This window comes from Rhizobium sp. KNZ14-9A (assembly GCF_056755015.1).
Genome location: NZ_JBPGXB010000002.1, coordinates 1,954,224 through 1,970,619 on the forward strand (window position 1 = coordinate 1,954,224; position 16,396 = coordinate 1,970,619).

At 59.7% G+C, this 16,396-nt stretch carries 14 protein-coding genes; 1 reads left to right on the forward strand and 13 read right to left on the reverse strand.

The window, feature by feature from the left end:
- Positions 1-14: 14 nt before the first annotated feature.
- The 13 genes from glmS to pcsA all read right to left on the reverse strand — a co-directional run bounded on the left by glmS (position 15) and on the right by pcsA (position 15,332).
- Complete coding sequence (glmS, locus tag ACR9ZQ_RS16180) at positions 15-1,841, reverse strand: glutamine--fructose-6-phosphate transaminase (isomerizing) (RefSeq protein WP_481428283.1); 1,827 nt, start codon at positions 1,839-1,841, stop codon at positions 15-17.
- 108 nt (positions 1,842-1,949) lie between these two features.
- Entirely contained in the window at positions 1,950-3,311 is a 1,362-nt protein-coding gene (gene glmU / locus ACR9ZQ_RS16185) for a bifunctional UDP-N-acetylglucosamine diphosphorylase/glucosamine-1-phosphate N-acetyltransferase GlmU (protein WP_481428284.1), read from the reverse strand.
- A gap of 64 nt (positions 3,312-3,375) precedes the next feature.
- Complete coding sequence (locus ACR9ZQ_RS16190; RefSeq protein WP_481428285.1) at positions 3,376-4,149, reverse strand: FadR/GntR family transcriptional regulator; 774 nt, start codon at positions 4,147-4,149, stop codon at positions 3,376-3,378.
- 13 nt (positions 4,150-4,162) lie between these two features.
- Complete coding sequence (gene yjfF, locus ACR9ZQ_RS16195; RefSeq protein WP_481428286.1) at positions 4,163-5,131, reverse strand: galactofuranose ABC transporter, permease protein YjfF; 969 nt, start codon at positions 5,129-5,131, stop codon at positions 4,163-4,165.
- Entirely contained in the window at positions 5,128-6,138 is a 1,011-nt protein-coding gene (locus ACR9ZQ_RS16200; protein ID WP_113319902.1) for an ABC transporter permease, read from the reverse strand. Before ACR9ZQ_RS16200 ends, yjfF begins: the two co-directional genes overlap by 4 nt.
- Positions 6,135-7,658: a galactofuranose ABC transporter, ATP-binding protein YtfR gene (gene ytfR / locus ACR9ZQ_RS16205; RefSeq protein ID WP_481428287.1), complete on the reverse strand. Its 1,524-nt coding sequence runs from the start codon at positions 7,656-7,658 to the stop codon at positions 6,135-6,137. The genes ACR9ZQ_RS16200 and ytfR overlap by 4 nt, the downstream gene beginning before the upstream one ends.
- A gap of 118 nt (positions 7,659-7,776) precedes the next feature.
- The gene (gene ytfQ / locus ACR9ZQ_RS16210; protein ID WP_310389604.1) at positions 7,777-8,739 is read right to left on the reverse strand and encodes a galactofuranose ABC transporter, galactofuranose-binding protein YtfQ; all 963 of its coding nucleotides are present in this window, start codon (positions 8,737-8,739) and stop codon (positions 7,777-7,779) included.
- 146 nt (positions 8,740-8,885) lie between these two features.
- Complete coding sequence (locus tag ACR9ZQ_RS16215) at positions 8,886-9,962, reverse strand: BMP family ABC transporter substrate-binding protein (RefSeq protein WP_310389602.1); 1,077 nt, start codon at positions 9,960-9,962, stop codon at positions 8,886-8,888.
- 52 nt (positions 9,963-10,014) lie between these two features.
- Positions 10,015-10,935, reverse strand: a complete 921-nt coding sequence (locus ACR9ZQ_RS16220) for an ABC transporter permease (RefSeq protein WP_481428288.1) — start codon at positions 10,933-10,935, stop codon at positions 10,015-10,017.
- Positions 10,932-12,017 (reverse strand): ABC transporter permease, encoded by a 1,086-nt coding sequence (locus ACR9ZQ_RS16225; RefSeq protein ID WP_481428289.1) that lies wholly within the window; start codon positions 12,015-12,017, stop codon positions 10,932-10,934. The genes ACR9ZQ_RS16220 and ACR9ZQ_RS16225 overlap by 4 nt, the downstream gene beginning before the upstream one ends.
- Complete coding sequence (locus ACR9ZQ_RS16230; RefSeq protein ID WP_481428290.1) at positions 12,007-13,575, reverse strand: ABC transporter ATP-binding protein; 1,569 nt, start codon at positions 13,573-13,575, stop codon at positions 12,007-12,009. Before ACR9ZQ_RS16230 ends, ACR9ZQ_RS16225 begins: the two co-directional genes overlap by 11 nt.
- A 39-nt stretch (positions 13,576-13,614) precedes the next feature.
- Positions 13,615-14,595 (reverse strand): quinone oxidoreductase family protein, encoded by a 981-nt coding sequence (locus ACR9ZQ_RS16235; RefSeq protein WP_481428291.1) that lies wholly within the window; start codon positions 14,593-14,595, stop codon positions 13,615-13,617.
- A gap of 11 nt (positions 14,596-14,606) precedes the next feature.
- Positions 14,607-15,332, reverse strand: coding sequence for a phosphatidylcholine synthase (gene pcsA, locus ACR9ZQ_RS16240; RefSeq protein ID WP_113319895.1), 726 nt, complete (start codon positions 15,330-15,332; stop codon positions 14,607-14,609).
- A gap of 248 nt (positions 15,333-15,580) precedes the next feature.
- Here pcsA and ACR9ZQ_RS16245 point away from each other — a divergent pair, with 248 nt between their 5' ends.
- Positions 15,581-16,393 carry a ferredoxin--NADP reductase gene (locus tag ACR9ZQ_RS16245; protein ID WP_113319894.1) on the forward strand — a complete coding sequence of 271 codons (813 nt, stop codon included), beginning with the start codon at positions 15,581-15,583 and terminating at the stop codon, positions 16,391-16,393.
- Positions 16,394-16,396 lie beyond the last annotated feature (3 nt).

Genomic DNA, 16,396 nt, shown 5'->3' on the forward strand with positions numbered 1-16,396 from the left:
CGGCCTCTCAGGACTTACTCCACAGTCACCGATTTTGCGAGGTTGCGCGGCTGGTCGACGTCCGTGCCCATGAAGACCGCCGTGTGGTAAGCGAGCAGCTGGATCGGCAGCGAGAAGATCATCGGCGAGATGATTTCATCGACATTCGGAAGCGTGATCGTCGCCATCGTCGGCAGTTTCGAAGCAGCCGCACCGTTCTCGTCGGTGATGAAGATGATTCGGCCGCCGCGGGCTGCGACTTCCTGCATGTTGGAGACCGTCTTCTCGAAGAAACGGTCATAGGGTGCGATGACGATGACGGGCATGTTTTCGTCGATCAGCGCGATCGGTCCATGCTTCAACTCGCCGGCGGCATAACCTTCGGCATGGATATAGGAGATTTCCTTGAGCTTCAGCGCGCCTTCCATGGCGAGCGGGAAGCTGGTGCCGCGGCCGAGATAGAGCACGTCCTTGCACTTTGAGAGTTCGCGGGACAGGCCTTCCATCTGCGGCTGGATGAGATTGAGGACGCGGCTCATGATGCGCGGCATTTCCGCAAGATGGCGTACCATCGCCTTCTCGTCGTCGGCGCTGATCGTGCCGCGCGCACGGCCGGCACCGATTGCAAGCGAAGCAAGCACGGCAAGCTGGCAGGTGAAGGCCTTGGTGGAGGCAACGCCGATTTCCGGCCCGGCCATGATCGGGAAGACGGCGTCGGATTCGCGGGCGATGGTCGATTCCCGCACGTTGACGACGGCGCCGATCTTCAAACCGTTGTCTTTGCAGTAGCGGAGTGATGCCAGCGTATCGGCGGTCTCGCCCGACTGCGAAATGAAGAGGGCCGCCTGCGAAGGCTGCAGCGGCATTTCGCGGTAACGGAACTCCGAAGCGACATCGATTTCGACCGGCAGGCGCGCATAACGTTCGAACCAATATTTGCCGATCAGGCCAGCGAGATAGGCCGTGCCGCAGGCCGATATTGCAAGACCGGTCGCCGCCTTGAAGTCGATGGCGGATGCATTCGGGCTGATCGTGTTGGCAGCGAAATCCACATAGTGGCTGAGTGCATGGGAGATGACCTCGGGCTGCTCGTAGATTTCCTTTTCCATGAAGTGGCGGTGATTGCCCTTGTCAACCACATAGGCCGTTGCCTGGGAGATCTGCCGCGGACGCTTGACCACCTTGCCGGAGAAATCGAGTACAGTCGCGCCTTCGCGGTTGATGATCGCCCAGTCGCCATCGACGAGATAGGTGATCTCGTTGGTGAATGGCGATAGCGCAATGGCATCCGAGCCCAGGAACATTTCGCCCTTGCCGTAACCGATGGCCAGCGGCGGGCCGGAGCGAGCCGCCATGATCGTGCCTGGGTCATTCTTCAGCATGACCGCCAGCGCATAGGCGCCCGTGACGCGGTTCAGCATCTTCAGCATGGCTTCGCGCGGGGAAAGACCCTCTCGCAGATATTTCGCCATCAAGTGGGCGACGACTTCCGTATCCGTCTGGCTTTGAAAGGCAGCGCCCTCGTGGCTCAGCTCGTCGCGCAGCTCGGAGAAGTTCTCGATGATGCCATTGTGGACGACGGCGACGCCTTCGACGAAATGCGGATGGGCGTTGGTCTCGTTCGGCACACCGTGGGTTGCCCAGCGCGTGTGGGCGATGCCGGTCGTTCCGGGCAGCGGCTCGCTGTCGAGACGCTTTTCGAGATTGAAGAGCTTGCCCTCTGCGCGGCGGCGATCCATTACGCCTTCATGGATTGTGGCGACGCCGGCGGAATCGTAGCCGCGATATTCCAGCCGCTTCAGCGCATCGACGAGACGGCCCGCAACCGACGCATTTCCGACGATCCCCACAATTCCGCACATGCAAACTTCCCCTCAGACCTATCCAGTGAGGCCACTCCTAGCGATTCTCGCTTATTTCTCAATTGGTACGGCGGTCACTTTCGGTTTCCTCCCGTTACGCAAGAAGGCTCAACCCTTGGCCTTTTTCGCCGCCTTGATGGCAAGCGCCCGCTCGCGTAGCAGCTTGGCCCGCTCGGGCTTGATTTCCTGCCGCGCACGGCCGAAAGCCAGCGCATTATCAGGCACATCTGCCGTGATGACGCTACCCGAAGCGATATAGGCGCTGTCCCCTATCGTGACGGGGGCAACCAGCGACGAGTTCGAGCCGATGAAAGTGTCCTTGCCGATGACAGTCTCGAACTTGTTCACGCCGTCATAATTGCAGGTGATCGTGCCGGCCCCGATATTGGTGCCGGAGCCGATGACGGCATCGCCGATATAGGTCAGGTGGTTGACCTTGGCGCCCTCGCCGATCTTGCCGTTCTTGACCTCGCAGAAATTGCCGACCTTGGAGCCAACAGAGAGATCGGCACCCGGCCGCAGACGCGCAAACGGACCGACCGTTGCGCCTTCGCTAACATGGGCGCCTTCGATATGCGAGAAGGCATGAACGACCGCGCCGCTATCGATGACAGCGCCGGGACCGAAGACGACGTTCGGCTCGATCAGCGCATCCTGGCCGATGACCGTGTCGTAAGAGAGGAAGACCGTTTCCGGAGCGATCATCGTAACACCCGAGAGCATAAGCTCGTGGCGGCGGCGCTCCTGCCAGAAACGTTCGATCGCAGCGAGTTCAGCACGGTTGTTGCAGCCGGCCATCTCGACTTCAGGCGCATCGACGGCAGTGACGCGGCCACCGAGTGAGCGGGCGATCTCGACAAGATCGGTCAGATAATATTCGCCCTTGGCATTGCTGTTGCCGATGCGTGACAGAAGGTCGAGCGCCTTGCGGCCGTTGATCGCCATCAGGCCGCTATTGCACCACTTGACGGTGCGCTCGGCATCGGTCGCGTCCTTTTCCTCGCGGATGGCGATCAGTTCGCCGTCCTTGACGAGCAAGCGTCCGTATCCGGTCGGACGATCCGTATGGAAACCAATCACGACGATGTCACTGCCTTCGGCAATCGCCTTGCGAGCCTCGAGCAGCGGACCAGCCGTCTGAAGCGGCACATCACCGTAAGTCACAAGGATATCGTCATAGCCTTCGGCAATCGCCTCGCGGGCGGCGAGAACAGCGTGGCCGGTACCGAGACGTTGTTCCTGAATGTAGGATTTGATCGTCACGCCGCCGATATCGGCGGCCCTCGCCACTTTCTCGGCATCGCGGCCGACGACGAGGGCCACGGATGAAACGCCTGTCGCGGCCACGGCATCGACGACATGCGCGATCATCGGCCGGCCGGCGACCTCATGAAGCACCTTCGACTTTGCGGATTTCATTCGTGTGCTGTCGCCAGCGGCGAGAATGACGGCAAGGCAGGTGCGTTCCATGGGCAGACTCCGAGAATCCATTGCTAGTCGGGTGTTCTGCCGCTCATAGCAGCAAGGCGAGGCTTCAAAAAGACGAAATCGGCAGGGAAACGATGGGCTCGGAGAGTGCGGAGAAGGCTTCGTGGACGTGATCCCTGCCCTCGACGATGACATCTTCCATCGCCTTGCGCGCCGCTGCGGCATTGCCTGCGGCGATGGCATTGACGATGCGCATGTGGGTTTCGGCGATGTTGGCGAAACCGTTCTGCGAGGGCGGCGTGCTCATGCGGAACATGCCGACGAGTGCCGCCTCGATGAGCCCACCGAGCGTGCGCATGAAGGGATTGTGGGATACCTCGGAAACGGCGAGATGGAAGCGCAGGTCGGCAAGTGCCAGACTGTCGGACGTGTGGCCGCTTGCGGCCATGTCGAGCGCCAGACCGCGCAGCAATTCGATATCGGCCGCGTTTGCGCGCTCGGCCACGAGACCGGCGGCAAATGGTTCGAAAGCCAGGCGGATATCGTAGAGCTGCAGGAGGAATTCTTCGCTCACACCGTTGGCGAAATGCCAGGAGATGATTTCGGTGTCGAACATGTTCCAGAAGTTCTTTTCCGTCACACGCGTGCCGACACGCGCCTTTGCAACGACCATGCCCTTGGCGGCAAGCGTCTTCATCGTTTCACGCAGCACCGTGCGTGAGACCTTGAAGCGCTGCGCCAACTCTCCATCTCCAGGCAAGATCGTGCCGACGGGATAGATGCCGGCAACGATTGAACGGCCGAGTTCGTCGACGACATGCGCGTGGCTCGTTCGGGTTCTTCGCCCTGCCTTACGGGTTTCAAGCTGTCTGTTGCGCAATCCGTTACTCCTCCTAGCCATATCTCCTGTTCAGACTGGAAAGGAAAAGGATGGCCTTCTGCATTACCATGAATGCAAAAAGCAGCAGGCCAATCAGGATTTTCGTCCACCAGCTCGACAGCGTACCGTCGAAGGTGATGTAAGTCTGAATGAGCCCCTGGATCAGCAGACCGATGAAGGTCCCTGCCACGAATCCCGCTCCTCCTGTCAGCAGCGTCCCTCCGATGACGACTGCCGCGATGGCATCCAGTTCGACGCCCACCGCCGCAAGAGAATATCCGGCAGAGGTGTATAGGGAAAAAACGATTCCGGATAGGCCCGCCAGGAAACCCGACAATGCGTAGATCTGGATCGTCGTGCGCGCCACGGGAACGCCCATCAATTGCGCCGTCTGCACGCCGCCGCCCAGCGCATAGACATTGGTCCCGAAGCGGGTGCGGTGGGCGATGAAGATGCCGGCCGCGAAGACGACCAGCATGATGCCGCCGATCAGCGTCAGGCGCCCGCCGCCGGGCAGACGATAGTAGAGGCTGGTCAGCGTCGAATAATATTCGTGATCGATCGGAATGCTGTCAATCGACAGGACATAGGCCATGCCGCGAGCAAGGAACATCCCTGCAAGTGTCACAATGAAGGGTGGCATCTGCAGGAAGTGGATGATCATGCCCATGACCGCACCGAAGGCCGTGGTGATGATGAGAACGATTGCGAAGGCGGCTAACGGATGAATGCTGGTGTTCTGCAGGACCACGGCCAGAAAGACGCCAGTGAAGGCGATGACGGACCCGATCGACAGATCGATGCCACCGGAGATGATGACGAAGGTCATGCCGACGGCGGCAATGCCGAGAAATGCGTTATCCGTCAGCAGGTTGCCGATGACGCGTGTCGACAGCATGTTCGGATATTGCAGCGTGCAGACCGCATAGGCGAGCACGAAGATGACGATCGTCGCAAGGAGCGGCAAATATTTGGAATTCATTTGTGCCCTCCTGCGTCCGTCCGGCGAGTGAAGAAGCTGGCGAGCGATTGCATGGCCGGCGACTGGATGACCAGGATGACAATGATGATGACCGCCTTGATGATGAGGTTGAACTCCGGCGGAAAGCCGGAAAGCAGGATACCGGTATTGACCGCCTGGATGATCATCGCGCCGATCAGCGAACCGATGATGCTGAAGCGGCCGCCGAGAAGCGAATTGCCGCCGACGACAACGGCGAGGATGGCATCGAGCTCCAGCCAGAGGCCGGCATTGTTGGCGTCCGCCCCCTTGATGTCGGCGGCGACGATGATGCCGGCGATGGACGCGCAGAGGCCGCTCAGCATATAGACCGCCATCAGCAGCACCGGCGTCTGTACGCCTGAAAGCGTGCTCGCGCGCCTGTTGATGCCGACTGCCTCGATCAGCATGCCGAGCGCCGTGCGGCGAACCAGCAGGATGACCAGTAGGGCGGCGATCAGCCAGATGACCACGGGCATGGGCAGGAAGGCGAAGGAGCCGCTGCCGAGAAAGATCAGCCCGTCATCGTTGAAGGTCATGATGACACCTTCGGTAATGAGCTGGGCTATCCCGCGGCCGGCGACCATCAAAACAAGGGTCGCAATGATCGGCTGGATATTGAGGACGGCAACAAGAAAGCCGTTCCAGAAGCCGCAGAGCAGGCCGATGATAACGGTAAGCGCCAGAGTATAGGCAAGCGAATTTCCTTCGACGATCGACGAGGCCGCGACGGCACCGCAGATCGCGATCACGGCGCCGACCGAAAGGTCGATACCCTTGGTGGCGATGACGAGGGTCATGCCAATCGCCAGCAGCGCCACGGGCGCACCGCGATTGAGCACATCGATGATGCTCCCATAGAGCCGGCCGTTTTGAACAATCACATCAAGAAACTGCGGGAAGAAGCTGAAATTCAAGAGAAGAACAACCAAAAGCGCAATCAATTGCGGCGCAAGACGAGAGCCCAGCACCTTCAGCGAGGCAGTCATGCATCCTCCGTTCGTTTGTCGGCGGCAGCTATGGCGTCGACGATGCCGGCGGCGGTAATGCGCTCACCGGTCAATTCAGCGATATGTTCGCGATCACGCAGCACGATGACGCGTGAGCTGTAAGCGACCAGTTCCTCCAGTTCCGAGGAAATGACGATCAGCGACATGCCTCTGGCGCACAATTGCTCGATCAGTTTGATGATCTCGGCATGGGCGCCGACATCGATGCCGCGGGTCGGTTCGTCCAGGATCAGGAAATCCGGATTTGTGGCGAGCCAGCGGGCAAGGATCGCCTTCTGCTGATTGCCGCCCGACAGCAGCCGGATGGGTTTTTCGCGGTCGGTCGTGCGGATATCGAGCGCCTTGATATATTCGTCGGCAATCGCATTCTGTTCTGCGCGCGAAAGCGGCCGTGCCCAGCCTCGGCGGGCCTGGAGGGCAAGGGCGATGTTCTCGCGGATCGACAGGTCGCCGATGATCCCATCCGTCTTGCGGTCCTCCGGGCAAAAGCCGAAACCCTTGCCGATCGCCGCACGCGGGCTTGACAGCGTCACCGGCGATCCATCGATCCTGGCGACGCCGCTGTCGGCGCTTTCGATACCGAACATGAGTTCGGCAGTCTCTGTGCGCCCGGAGCCCAGAAGTCCGGCAATGCCGACGACTTCGCCGACACGGACCTCGAGATCGAAGGGCTTCACCTTGCCGCGTTTCCCAAAGCCCTCGAAAGTATATTTGACCTCGCCGGCGGCAATGGTGCGTTCTTTGGCGGCATATTCCGTCTGGGCGAGTTCGCGCCCGAGCATCATGGCGATCAGGTTCTGCCGTGGCAGTTCGGCTGCCTCGTGCGTTCCGACGAGCCGGCCATTGCGCAGCACGGTGATGCGGTCGCTGACTGCATAGACCTGCTCAAGGAAATGGGTAATGAAGACAATGCCTAATCCGCGCTTCTTCAAGTCATTTATGACACCAAAAAGCATTTCGACTTCATGCGTATCGAGACTTGCCGTTGGCTCATCCAGAATGAGCACCTTGCCGGAGAGATCGACAGCCCGGGCGATCGCCACGATCTGCTGGACGGCGACCGAGAATCGGTCGAGCTGCGCGGTTACATCGATATCGAGGCCATAGCCTGCCAGAAGTTCGCGGGCATTCCGATTCATGGTGCGGGCATCGATCATTCCGAAGCGCTTCGGCTGGCGGCCGAGGAAAAGGTTTTCCGCAACGCTGAGATTCGAAAGGAGGTTGACCTCCTGGTAGACGGTGCCGATGCCGAGCTTCTGGGCGGCCAGCGTATCGGCCGGATCGATCTCGTGACCTTCCAGCGTCAGGCTTCCGCCGTCGCGGCGATAGGCCCCCGTAATGCACTTGATGAGCGTCGACTTGCCGGCGCCGTTTTCGCCGAGAAGTGCATGTACCTCACCCCGGCGCAGCGTGAAATCAACCTTATCCAGGGCGACGGCGCCGGGGAAGAATTTCGATATGCCGGAGGCTGCGAGAATATTCTCGAAATTGTGAACCATGAGGGTTGCTGTTTCCTGATATTGCGCCTTACGCCTGTACCAAAAACGGGCATGACGCCCTGCTGGTACCGGCAGTTCCGCACCGGTCCATGATGGACCGGTGCGGTTCCAGCTTCAATCAGTAACCCTGACCCTTCTTCTCTTCATAGACCTTCATCGGGTCGTCGGCAGGCGTGTAGAGCTTGGACTCGGTCTGGATCCACTTCGGCGGCGCCTTCTTGTCCTTCAGATAGGCATCGAGCGCATCGAAGGCCGGACCTGCCATGTTCGGCGTCAGCTCAACCGTGGCATTGGACTCACCCTCGGACATGGCCTTGAAGATATCCGGCACGGCGTCGATGGAGACGACGAGGATATCCTTGCCGGGCTTCAGGCCAGCTTCCTTGATCGCCTGGATGGCGCCGACGGCCATGTCGTCGTTATGGGCGTAGAGAGCGCAGATATCCTTGCCGCCATTTTCCGCCTTGAGGAAGCTTTCCATGACTTCCTTGCCCTTGGTGCGGGTGAAGTCACCGGTCTGGCTGCGAACGATCTTCAGGTTGTCGTGACCGGCAAGAGCCTCTTCGAAGCCCTTCTTGCGAGCGATGGCCGGCGACGAACCAGTCGTGCCCTGCAGCTCGACGACATTGCACTTCTTGTCGCCGACGGTCTTGACCAGGAAGTCGCCGGCGACCTTGCCTTCATGGACCAGGTCGGAAGTAACAGCTGTCAGATAGAGATCGTCGGGAGCCTTGATGGTACGGTCGAGAAGGATAACCGGAATCTTGGCTTCCTTGGCTTCCTTCAGAACGTCGTCCCAGCCGGTTTCGACGACAGGAGCAACGAGAATGGCATCGACGCCCTGTGCAATGAAGGAACGAAGAGCCTTGATCTGGTTTTCCTGTTTCTGCTGTGCATCGGCAAACTTGAGATCGATGCCGCGCTTTTTGGCCTGTTCCTTCGTCACGGTCGTTTCAGCCGCGCGCCAGCCCGATTCCGAGCCGATCTGCGAGAAGCCGACGGTCAAGCCGGCAGCCGAAGCCGAACCGAACATGCAGGCAGCCAAAATCGTGGCACTCAAAAGTGCAGTCTTCAATTTCATGATGTCCTCCCAATGCCGCGTCTCGCGGCGCAGGATCAAAAAATCATATAGTAATACTTTTGTAAATGAGCATTTTAGTATGCACTGCAGCAAAAAAGGCGCCCTTTTCAAGGCGCCTTTTCGCAACTGCGAGTTACAAACTCTGCTTATTGCGCCGGCAGCTTGTCGTCCACGCCTTCGATGTAGAAGTTCATGCCGAGCAGCGTGCCGTCATCGGCCTTCTCGCCGGCCTTCAGCCAGGGCGTGCCGTCCTGCTTGTTGATCGGACCGGTGAAGGGATGCAGTTCGCCGGACTTGATCTTGGCCTCGGTTTCCTCAGCCATCTTCTTTACGTCGTCAGGCATATTCGTGTAGGGCCCCATCTTGAGGATACCGTCCTTCAGGCCGTCCCAGCTCTGCTCGGACTTCCAGGTGCCATCCAGAAGCGCGTGAACACGCTTGGAGTAGTAGTTGCCCCAGGTATCGACGATTGCCGTCAGCTGCGCTTTCGGGCCGGCTGCGATCATGTCCGATGCCTGACCGAAAGCGTGGATGCCGCGTTCTTCGGCAACCTGCATCGGTGCGGTCGTGTCGGTATGCTGCGTCAGCACGTCGACACCCTGGTCGATCATGGCCTTGGCAGCGTCGGCTTCCTTGCCCGGGTCGAACCAGGTGTTGACCCAGATGACCTTGAGCTTGAAGCTCGGGTCGATCGACCTGGCGCCCTGCTCGAAGGAGTTGATGCCCATTACGACTTCCGGGATCGGGAAGGAGGCGATGTAGGCGGCGCCGTGGTTCTTCGAGGTTTTGGCAGCGATCTGGCCGAGGATGTAGCGACCTTCATAGAAACGCGAGTTGTAGGTCGCGAGATTCGGGCCGGATTTGTAACCGGTGCCGTGCTCGAACTTGACCTTCGGGAACTTGGCAGCGACCTTCACAGTCGCATCCATGAAGCCGAAAGACGTGGTGAAAATCAGCTGGCAGCCGGAGCGGGCAAGGCGCTCGATGGCGCGCTCGGCATCCGGGCCTTCCGGAACGTTTTCGAGATAAGGCGTCTCGATCTTGTCGCCGAATTCGGCCTGGACCTGCTGGCGGCCGACATCGTGCGCCTGCGAATAACCGCCGTCATTGTGTGCCCCTACATAGACGAAGCAGACCTTCGTCTTATCTGCTGCCGCGGCAGCAGAGGAAATGCCAATCACGGCTGCTGCCGATGCGGCAAGTGTGAGTGCGAATTTCTTCATGATGACCCCTGTTGGTTTGAAGTTATTCCGGAAACCCGTCCGTGTTCTTGTTTTATCGCTCCGGTACGAAGGCTTTTCCAAGTGACGCGGGCGTATTGATCAACGTCGTGCGTCGATTATGAGAAATGATGATGAGAACCACAATAGTCGCAGCATAGGGCAGCATCGAGAGGAACTGCGCGGGGATGCCGAGACCGAAGGCCTGCGCGTGAAGCTGCAGGATCGTGACCGCGCCAAACAGATAGCCACCAGCAAAAACCCGCCACGGACGCCAGGAGGCAAAGACGACAAGCGCCAACGTGATCCAGCCCCGACCGGCCGACATGTTCTCCACCCATTGCGGCGTATAGACGAGCGAAAGCTGCGCACCGGCGAGACCCGCGCAGGCACCGCCGAACATGACGGCCAGATAGCGCGTGCGGATGACGTGAATGCCAAGCGCGTGGGCCGAGCCGTGACTATCACCGATCGCCCGGAGCTTCAGGCCGGCACGGCTCTTGAACAAGAACCAGCTGACGCCGAGGAGCAATGCGATCGACAGATAGAAGATCAGGTCCTGCTTGAAGAGCACCGGGCCGATAACCGGAATACCGGACAGGAGCGGAATGTCGATCTCCTCCAGCCGGATACCGGGTACGCTGACATAGGGCTCGCCGAGCTGGCCGGAGACGCCAAGGCCGAGAAGGGTCAGCGCCAGGCCGGTTGCCACCTGGTTTGCCACCAATGTCAGCGTCAGGAAGGCAAAGAGCAACGAAAACAGCCCGCCCGCGACGATACCGCAGATGATGCCGACATAGGGAGAGCCCGAGATCTGCGCACCGGCGAAGGCGGCGACAGCGCCCATAATCATCATGCCCTCGACACCGAGATTGAGGACACCGGAGCGCTCCGTCACGAGTTCGCCGAGTGCAGCGATGACGAGCGGCGTGGAGGCGGTAATGACCGTCAGAAGAATGGCTTCGAAGATACTCATGCCACGCCACCCCTGACCCGCGACCAGACGATGCGGATTTTGTAATAGATCAGCGTGTCACAGGAGAGCACGAAGAAGAGGATCAGCCCCTGAAAGACACGCGTGACCTTGTCCGAAACACCGATCGAAAGCTGCGCCGCCTCACCACCCAGATAGGTCAATGCCAGCACCAGACCCGAAGCGATGATGCCGAGCGGATTGAGGCGACCGAGGAAGGCGACGATGATGGCGGTGAAGCCATAGCCCGGCGAAATTGCCGGCTGCAGGTGGCCGATGGAGCCCGAAACCTCGCAGATGCCGGCAAGGCCTGCCAGCGCGCCGGAAAAAAGGAAACTGAACCAGATCATCCTCTTCGAAGAGAAGCCTGCAAAGCGCCCTGCCCGTTCCGACTGGCCGAGCACGACGATCTCGAAGCCCTTCAGCGTGAAGCGCATCATGAACCAGACGAGCACCGCCGCAATGATGGCGAAGATGAAGGCCCAATGGGCGCGTCCCGATTCCTCCCAGATCGCCGGCACAATCGCTTCTGGCGCGAAATCGCGCGAGACCGGGAAGTTGAAGCCCTTCGGATCACGCCATGCGCCCCGGATCAGCCAGTCGAGAAACAGCTGGGCGATATAGACCAGCATCAGCGAGGTCAGGATCTCGTTGGTATTGAAATGCGCCTTCAGGAGCGCCGGAATGGCTGCAAACAGCGCGCCGCCGAGCGCGCCCAGGATCAGCATCAATGGCAGGACGAGCGGCGAATGCCAATCATAGAAGACGATCGGAATATATGAGCCGGTGATCGCGCCGATGGTGAACTGGCCTTCGGCGCCGATATTCCAGTTGTTGGAGCGATAACAGACCGCGAGACCGACGGCGATCAGGATCAGCGGTGCGGCCTTGACTGCCAATTCATGCAGCGACCACACTTCCAGAAGCGGCTCGAGGAAGAAGGCGTCGAGCGCTTCGACCGGATCCTTGCCGAGCATGGCGAACATGATAGCGCCAAATATCAGCGTCAGGATGAGAGCGAGAAGCGGTGAAACGAAGGCATAGAGTTTCGAGACCTGCGGGCGCTTTTCAAGCTCAATGCGCATGAGCAGCCTCCGCAGCATGCTTGCCTTCATGCAGCCCGCCCATCAGCAGACCGATCTTCTCGCGCGTGAGTTCACCAGCCGCATAAGGCTTCGAAAGACGTCCCTCGGAAATGACCGCGATATCAGTCGCGACTTCGAAGATCTCGTCGAGATCCTGGCTGATGACGACGACGGCCGAACCCGCCTTTGCCAGGTCCACCAATGCCTGACGGATGCGGCTTGCGGCACCAGCGTCCACGCCCCAGGTCGGCTGATTGACGACGAGAACGGAGGGCTGACGATCAAGCTCGCGGCCGACGATGAATTTCTGCAGGTTGCCGCCGGAGAGCGAGCCTGCGGCGGGGTCATCTCCGCTCTTGCGCACGTCCATGGCTTCCGAAATGCGACGTGCGGCAGATTTTACTGCGCCGTAGCGGATGATGCCGAGGATGCCGAGGAAGGCTTTGCGGTCGGACTGGCTGCGGGCCAGCACCAGATTATCGGAGAGTTTCATGGTGGAAACGGCCGCATGGCCATGCCGCTCTTCCGGCACGAAGCCGGCACCGAGCAGGCGGCGCGCGGTAATGCCCTGCGCTCCGACCGGCTTCTTGCGGATCACGATCGCTTCGGCCGAGCTGACAGGATATTCGCCTGACAGCGCATCGAAGAGTTCGCTCTGTCCATTGCCCGCAACGCCGGCGATCGCGAGGATCTCGCCCGACCGTACCGTCATGGAGACACCGCGCAGCGGCATGGCAAAGGGCGTGCGTGCAGCGACGGAAAGGTTCGAGACCGCAAGCTGCACATCACCCTTGTCACTGCGCTCGGGATGCGTGACGGAAGCTACCTCGCTGCCGACCATCATGCGGGCGAGAGAGGCTGGCGTCTCCTGCTTCGGATCGCAGGCGCCGGTTACGCGGCCATGACGCAGCACGGTGGCGCGATCACAGATGCGCTGCACTTCTTCCAGTCGGTGGCTGATATAGAGAACGGAGCGACCCTCGGCGCGCAGCTTGAAGAGGGTTTCGAAGAGCTTGTCGGCCTCCTGCGGCGTCAGCACCGATGTCGGCTCGTCGAGGATAATAAGCTTCGGGTTCTGCAGTAGAGCGCGAACGATCTCGATCCGCTGGCGCTCACCGACCGAGAGATCGGCGACATGGGCGTGCGGATCGAGCGGCAGGCCATAGGCCTGCGACAGCGCCCTCGCCTCTTCGGCGATCCTGCCGATCGGAATGCTGTCATCAAGCGAAAGCGCGATGTTTTCCGCAACGGTCAGCGCCTCAAACAGCGAGAAATGCTGGAAGACCATGCCAATGCCGAGCTTCCGGGCCTCGCCCGGCGAGGTGATCGTGACCTGCCTGCCCTCCCAGAGGATATGCCCGTCCGTCGGCTCCAGAACGCCGAACAGCATCTTGACCAGTGTCGATTTGCCTGCGCCATTTTCGCCGAGGAGCGCATGAATTTCGCCCGGCGCTATATCGAGATCGATTTCATTGCAGGCGGCAAAGCTACCGAAGAATTTCGTCAGCTTCTGGACCGATAATAACGTACCGGAAGCCGGCACATTCAATGGCGACACGTTCCCCTCATTTCTTCTGCCGACCGGTCCGTTCGGATCTCATGGAATCAGCAGCGTCGTTCCGGTTGTTCTTCTTGTTTCCAGATCTGCGTGGGCCCGCCCAACCTCACGCAGCGGATAGGTTTGGTTGATATTGATACGCACTTTGTTGCTGCGCACAACATCAAATAGATGGTTTGCACAATCGGTTAGCTCCTGACGTGAGGCGATATAGGTGAAGAGCGTCGGCCGCGTGGCATAGAGCGAGCCCCTCTGCGCGAGATGCGCCATGGTAAAATTCTCGATCGCGCCCGAGGATTGGCCAAACGACGCGAAGAGCCCGCGCGGCTTGAGGCAATCCAGTGATTGCGGGAAAGTGTCGCGGCCGATCGAGTCATAGACCACGTCGACACCCTTGCCACCGGTTATCTCTCGCACGCGCTCTGCGAAGTTCTCGGTCTTGTAATTGATGACATGATCATAGCCATGTTCGAGCGCCAGCTGAACCTTGTCGGCGGATCCTGCCGTGCCGATAACGGTCGCACCGAGCGCCTTCGCCCACTGGCCGGCGATGAGGCCGACGCCGCCGGCTGCGGCATGAAACAGTAGCACGGTCCCAGGGCTGACCTTGAAGGTTCGGTTCAACAGATATTCCGCCGTCATGCCCTTCAGCATCATGGCAGCGGCCGTTTCCAGGCTGATGCCGTCAGGCACCTTTACCAGATGTTTCGTCTCGATATTGCGTTCCGCGCTATAGGCGCCATCGGCACTGGCATAAGCGACGCGGTCGCCCACGGCGAAATCGGCTGCGCCGGGGCCGACGGATGTGACGACGCCGGCGCCTTCCTTGCCGGTCACGAAGGGCAGATGCGGCGCCTTGTAGGTGCCATCGCGGAAATAGACATCGATGAAATTCAGTCCGACCGCTTGCTGGCGGATCTGCACCTGCCCCTCAGAAGGCGGCGGCAGATCGATATCGACATATTCGAAAACCTCGGGACCACCGTTTCTGGAGAAAGAAACCGCTTTCGTCTTTGTCATCTCAGTCTACCTCATTTACGTCCAAGCGCCGGGAAGAATTGGAGCACGGCACCGATAACGTAAAGATAGATCCCGCTCACGATGAAGAGAACGACCGCCCATTGCGGCATGTCGAAATACTTCAGCAGCGAATAGGCACCGAGTGCCGACCACAGCAGAAAGACGCCGAGGTTCAAAGGGCGCAGACGCTGGACCCGTACGGGGTGCAGGAAGTTGATCGGCAGGAAAGTCAGGATCACGGAGACGGTGACGACGATAAAGGCGGTCATTTCGCTCGCATGCATGACGAAGAGCGTGAAGACCACCATATTCCAGACGACGGGGAAGCCCGAAAAGAAATACTCCTCCGTCTTCATGCCCATATCGGCATAATAGATGGCGCTGGAAACGACGATCATGCCGGCGGCGGCGAAGGACCAGGGCTCGCCGATCATGCCGCTCTGATAGAGCGCAAAGGCCGGCAGCAGCACATAGGTCACGTAATCGATGATATTGTCGAGTGTGTCACCGGACCAGTTGGGCAGGACTTCCTTGACGCGCACCTTTCGGGCGATCGGCCCATCGATGCCATCGACCAGGAGTGCCAGGCCCAGCCACCAGAACATATCGACGAAACGATGCTCGGCGGCGGCCACCACACCGAGAAAGGCAAGGAAGGAACCGGACGCCGTCAGTATATGGACGGAAAATGCGCGCATTTCCGCGTAAGGAACGCGCTTGTAATTGAAGATTTTCATGTTCCCCCGTGACCACCTGTCGCGCCCCGCGCCGCGGCGGGCGTCGTTTTTCGCCTAATATGCATCCTTTGAATAGCTTAGCCAGCGCAAAAGCGACAGTTCATCACAGGCCAAGAATCCTGACCGTGACATGCATATTTCGCTCCCCAGCCGTGCGATGGAATGGATTGCCTTTAATTCAGCGAGGTTTTGTAATATCTGCCTCGCATGCCGATGATCATCCTGCGAACGACGAGCCCGATATCGAAATGAACGCTCCTGCAAAGACCGAAGAATTCGCCTCCGCCATTCCCGCCGGCGTTTACGCCGAGACGGTGCTGAGCGTGACGCATTACACTGACCGGCTCTTCCGTTTCACGATGACCCGGCCAGATGGCTTCCGTTTCCGTTCGGGCGAATTCGCGATGATCGGCCTGATGGTCGAAGGCAAGCCGGTCTTCCGCGCCTATTCGATCGCAAGCCCGGCCTGGGCCGAGGAGCTGGAATTCTTCTCCATCAAGGTGCCGGATGGCCCACTGACCTCGCATCTGCAGCTCATCAAGCCGGGCGACCAGGTGCTGATGCGCAAGAAGCCGACGGGCACGCTGGTTCTCGACGCGCTCACCCCGGGCAAACGCCTCTACATGTTCTCGACCGGCACCGGCGTCGCACCGTTCGCGAGCCTCATCCGCGATCCGGAAACCTACGAGAAGTTTGACGAGGTCATCCTCACGCATACGACACGCGAGATTTCCGAGCTGAAATATGGCTTCGATCTCGTCCACGAGATCCAGAATGACGAGCTCCTCAAGGAAGTCGTCGGCGACAAGCTGCGCCACTATGCGACCGTCACCCGCGAAGATTTCGAATATCGCGGCCGCATCACCGACCTGATTTCCTCGGGCAAGCTCTTCACCGATCTCGGCGTGCCTCCGATCGATCCGGCAATCGACCGCGGCATGATCTGCGGTTCCTCCGCCATGCTGAAGGACACAAAGGAGCTTCTGGAAAAGGCCGGTCTCGAAGAAGGCGCCAACAGCAAGCCCGCCGAATTCGTGATTGAACGCGCCTTCGTCGGCTGAAGC

Coding starts and splice junctions, on each gene's coding strand:
- glmS (WP_481428283.1), bottom strand. CDS start 1,841: ATGTGCGGAATTGTGGGGATCGTCGGAAATGCGTCGGTTGCGGGCCGT.
- glmU (WP_481428284.1), bottom strand. CDS start 3,311: ATGGAACGCACCTGCCTTGCCGTCATTCTCGCCGCTGGCGACAGCACA.
- yjfF (WP_481428286.1), bottom strand. CDS start 5,131: ATGAATTCCAAATATTTGCCGCTCCTTGCGACGATCGTCATCTTCGTG.
- ACR9ZQ_RS16200 (WP_113319902.1), bottom strand. CDS start 6,138: ATGACTGCCTCGCTGAAGGTGCTGGGCTCTCGTCTTGCGCCGCAATTG.
- ytfR (WP_481428287.1), bottom strand. CDS start 7,658: ATGGTTCACAATTTCGAGAATATTCTCGCAGCCTCCGGCATATCGAAA.
- ytfQ (WP_310389604.1), bottom strand. CDS start 8,739: ATGAAATTGAAGACTGCACTTTTGAGTGCCACGATTTTGGCTGCCTGC.
- ACR9ZQ_RS16215 (WP_310389602.1), bottom strand. CDS start 9,962: ATGAAGAAATTCGCACTCACACTTGCCGCATCGGCAGCAGCCGTGATT.
- ACR9ZQ_RS16220 (WP_481428288.1), bottom strand. CDS start 10,935: ATGAGTATCTTCGAAGCCATTCTTCTGACGGTCATTACCGCCTCCACG.
- ACR9ZQ_RS16225 (WP_481428289.1), bottom strand. CDS start 12,017: ATGCGCATTGAGCTTGAAAAGCGCCCGCAGGTCTCGAAACTCTATGCC.
- ACR9ZQ_RS16235 (WP_481428291.1), bottom strand. CDS start 14,595: ATGACAAAGACGAAAGCGGTTTCTTTCTCCAGAAACGGTGGTCCCGAG.
- pcsA (WP_113319895.1), bottom strand. CDS start 15,332: ATGAAAATCTTCAATTACAAGCGCGTTCCTTACGCGGAAATGCGCGCA.
- ACR9ZQ_RS16245 (WP_113319894.1), top strand. CDS start 15,581: ATGAACGCTCCTGCAAAGACCGAAGAATTCGCCTCCGCCATTCCCGCC.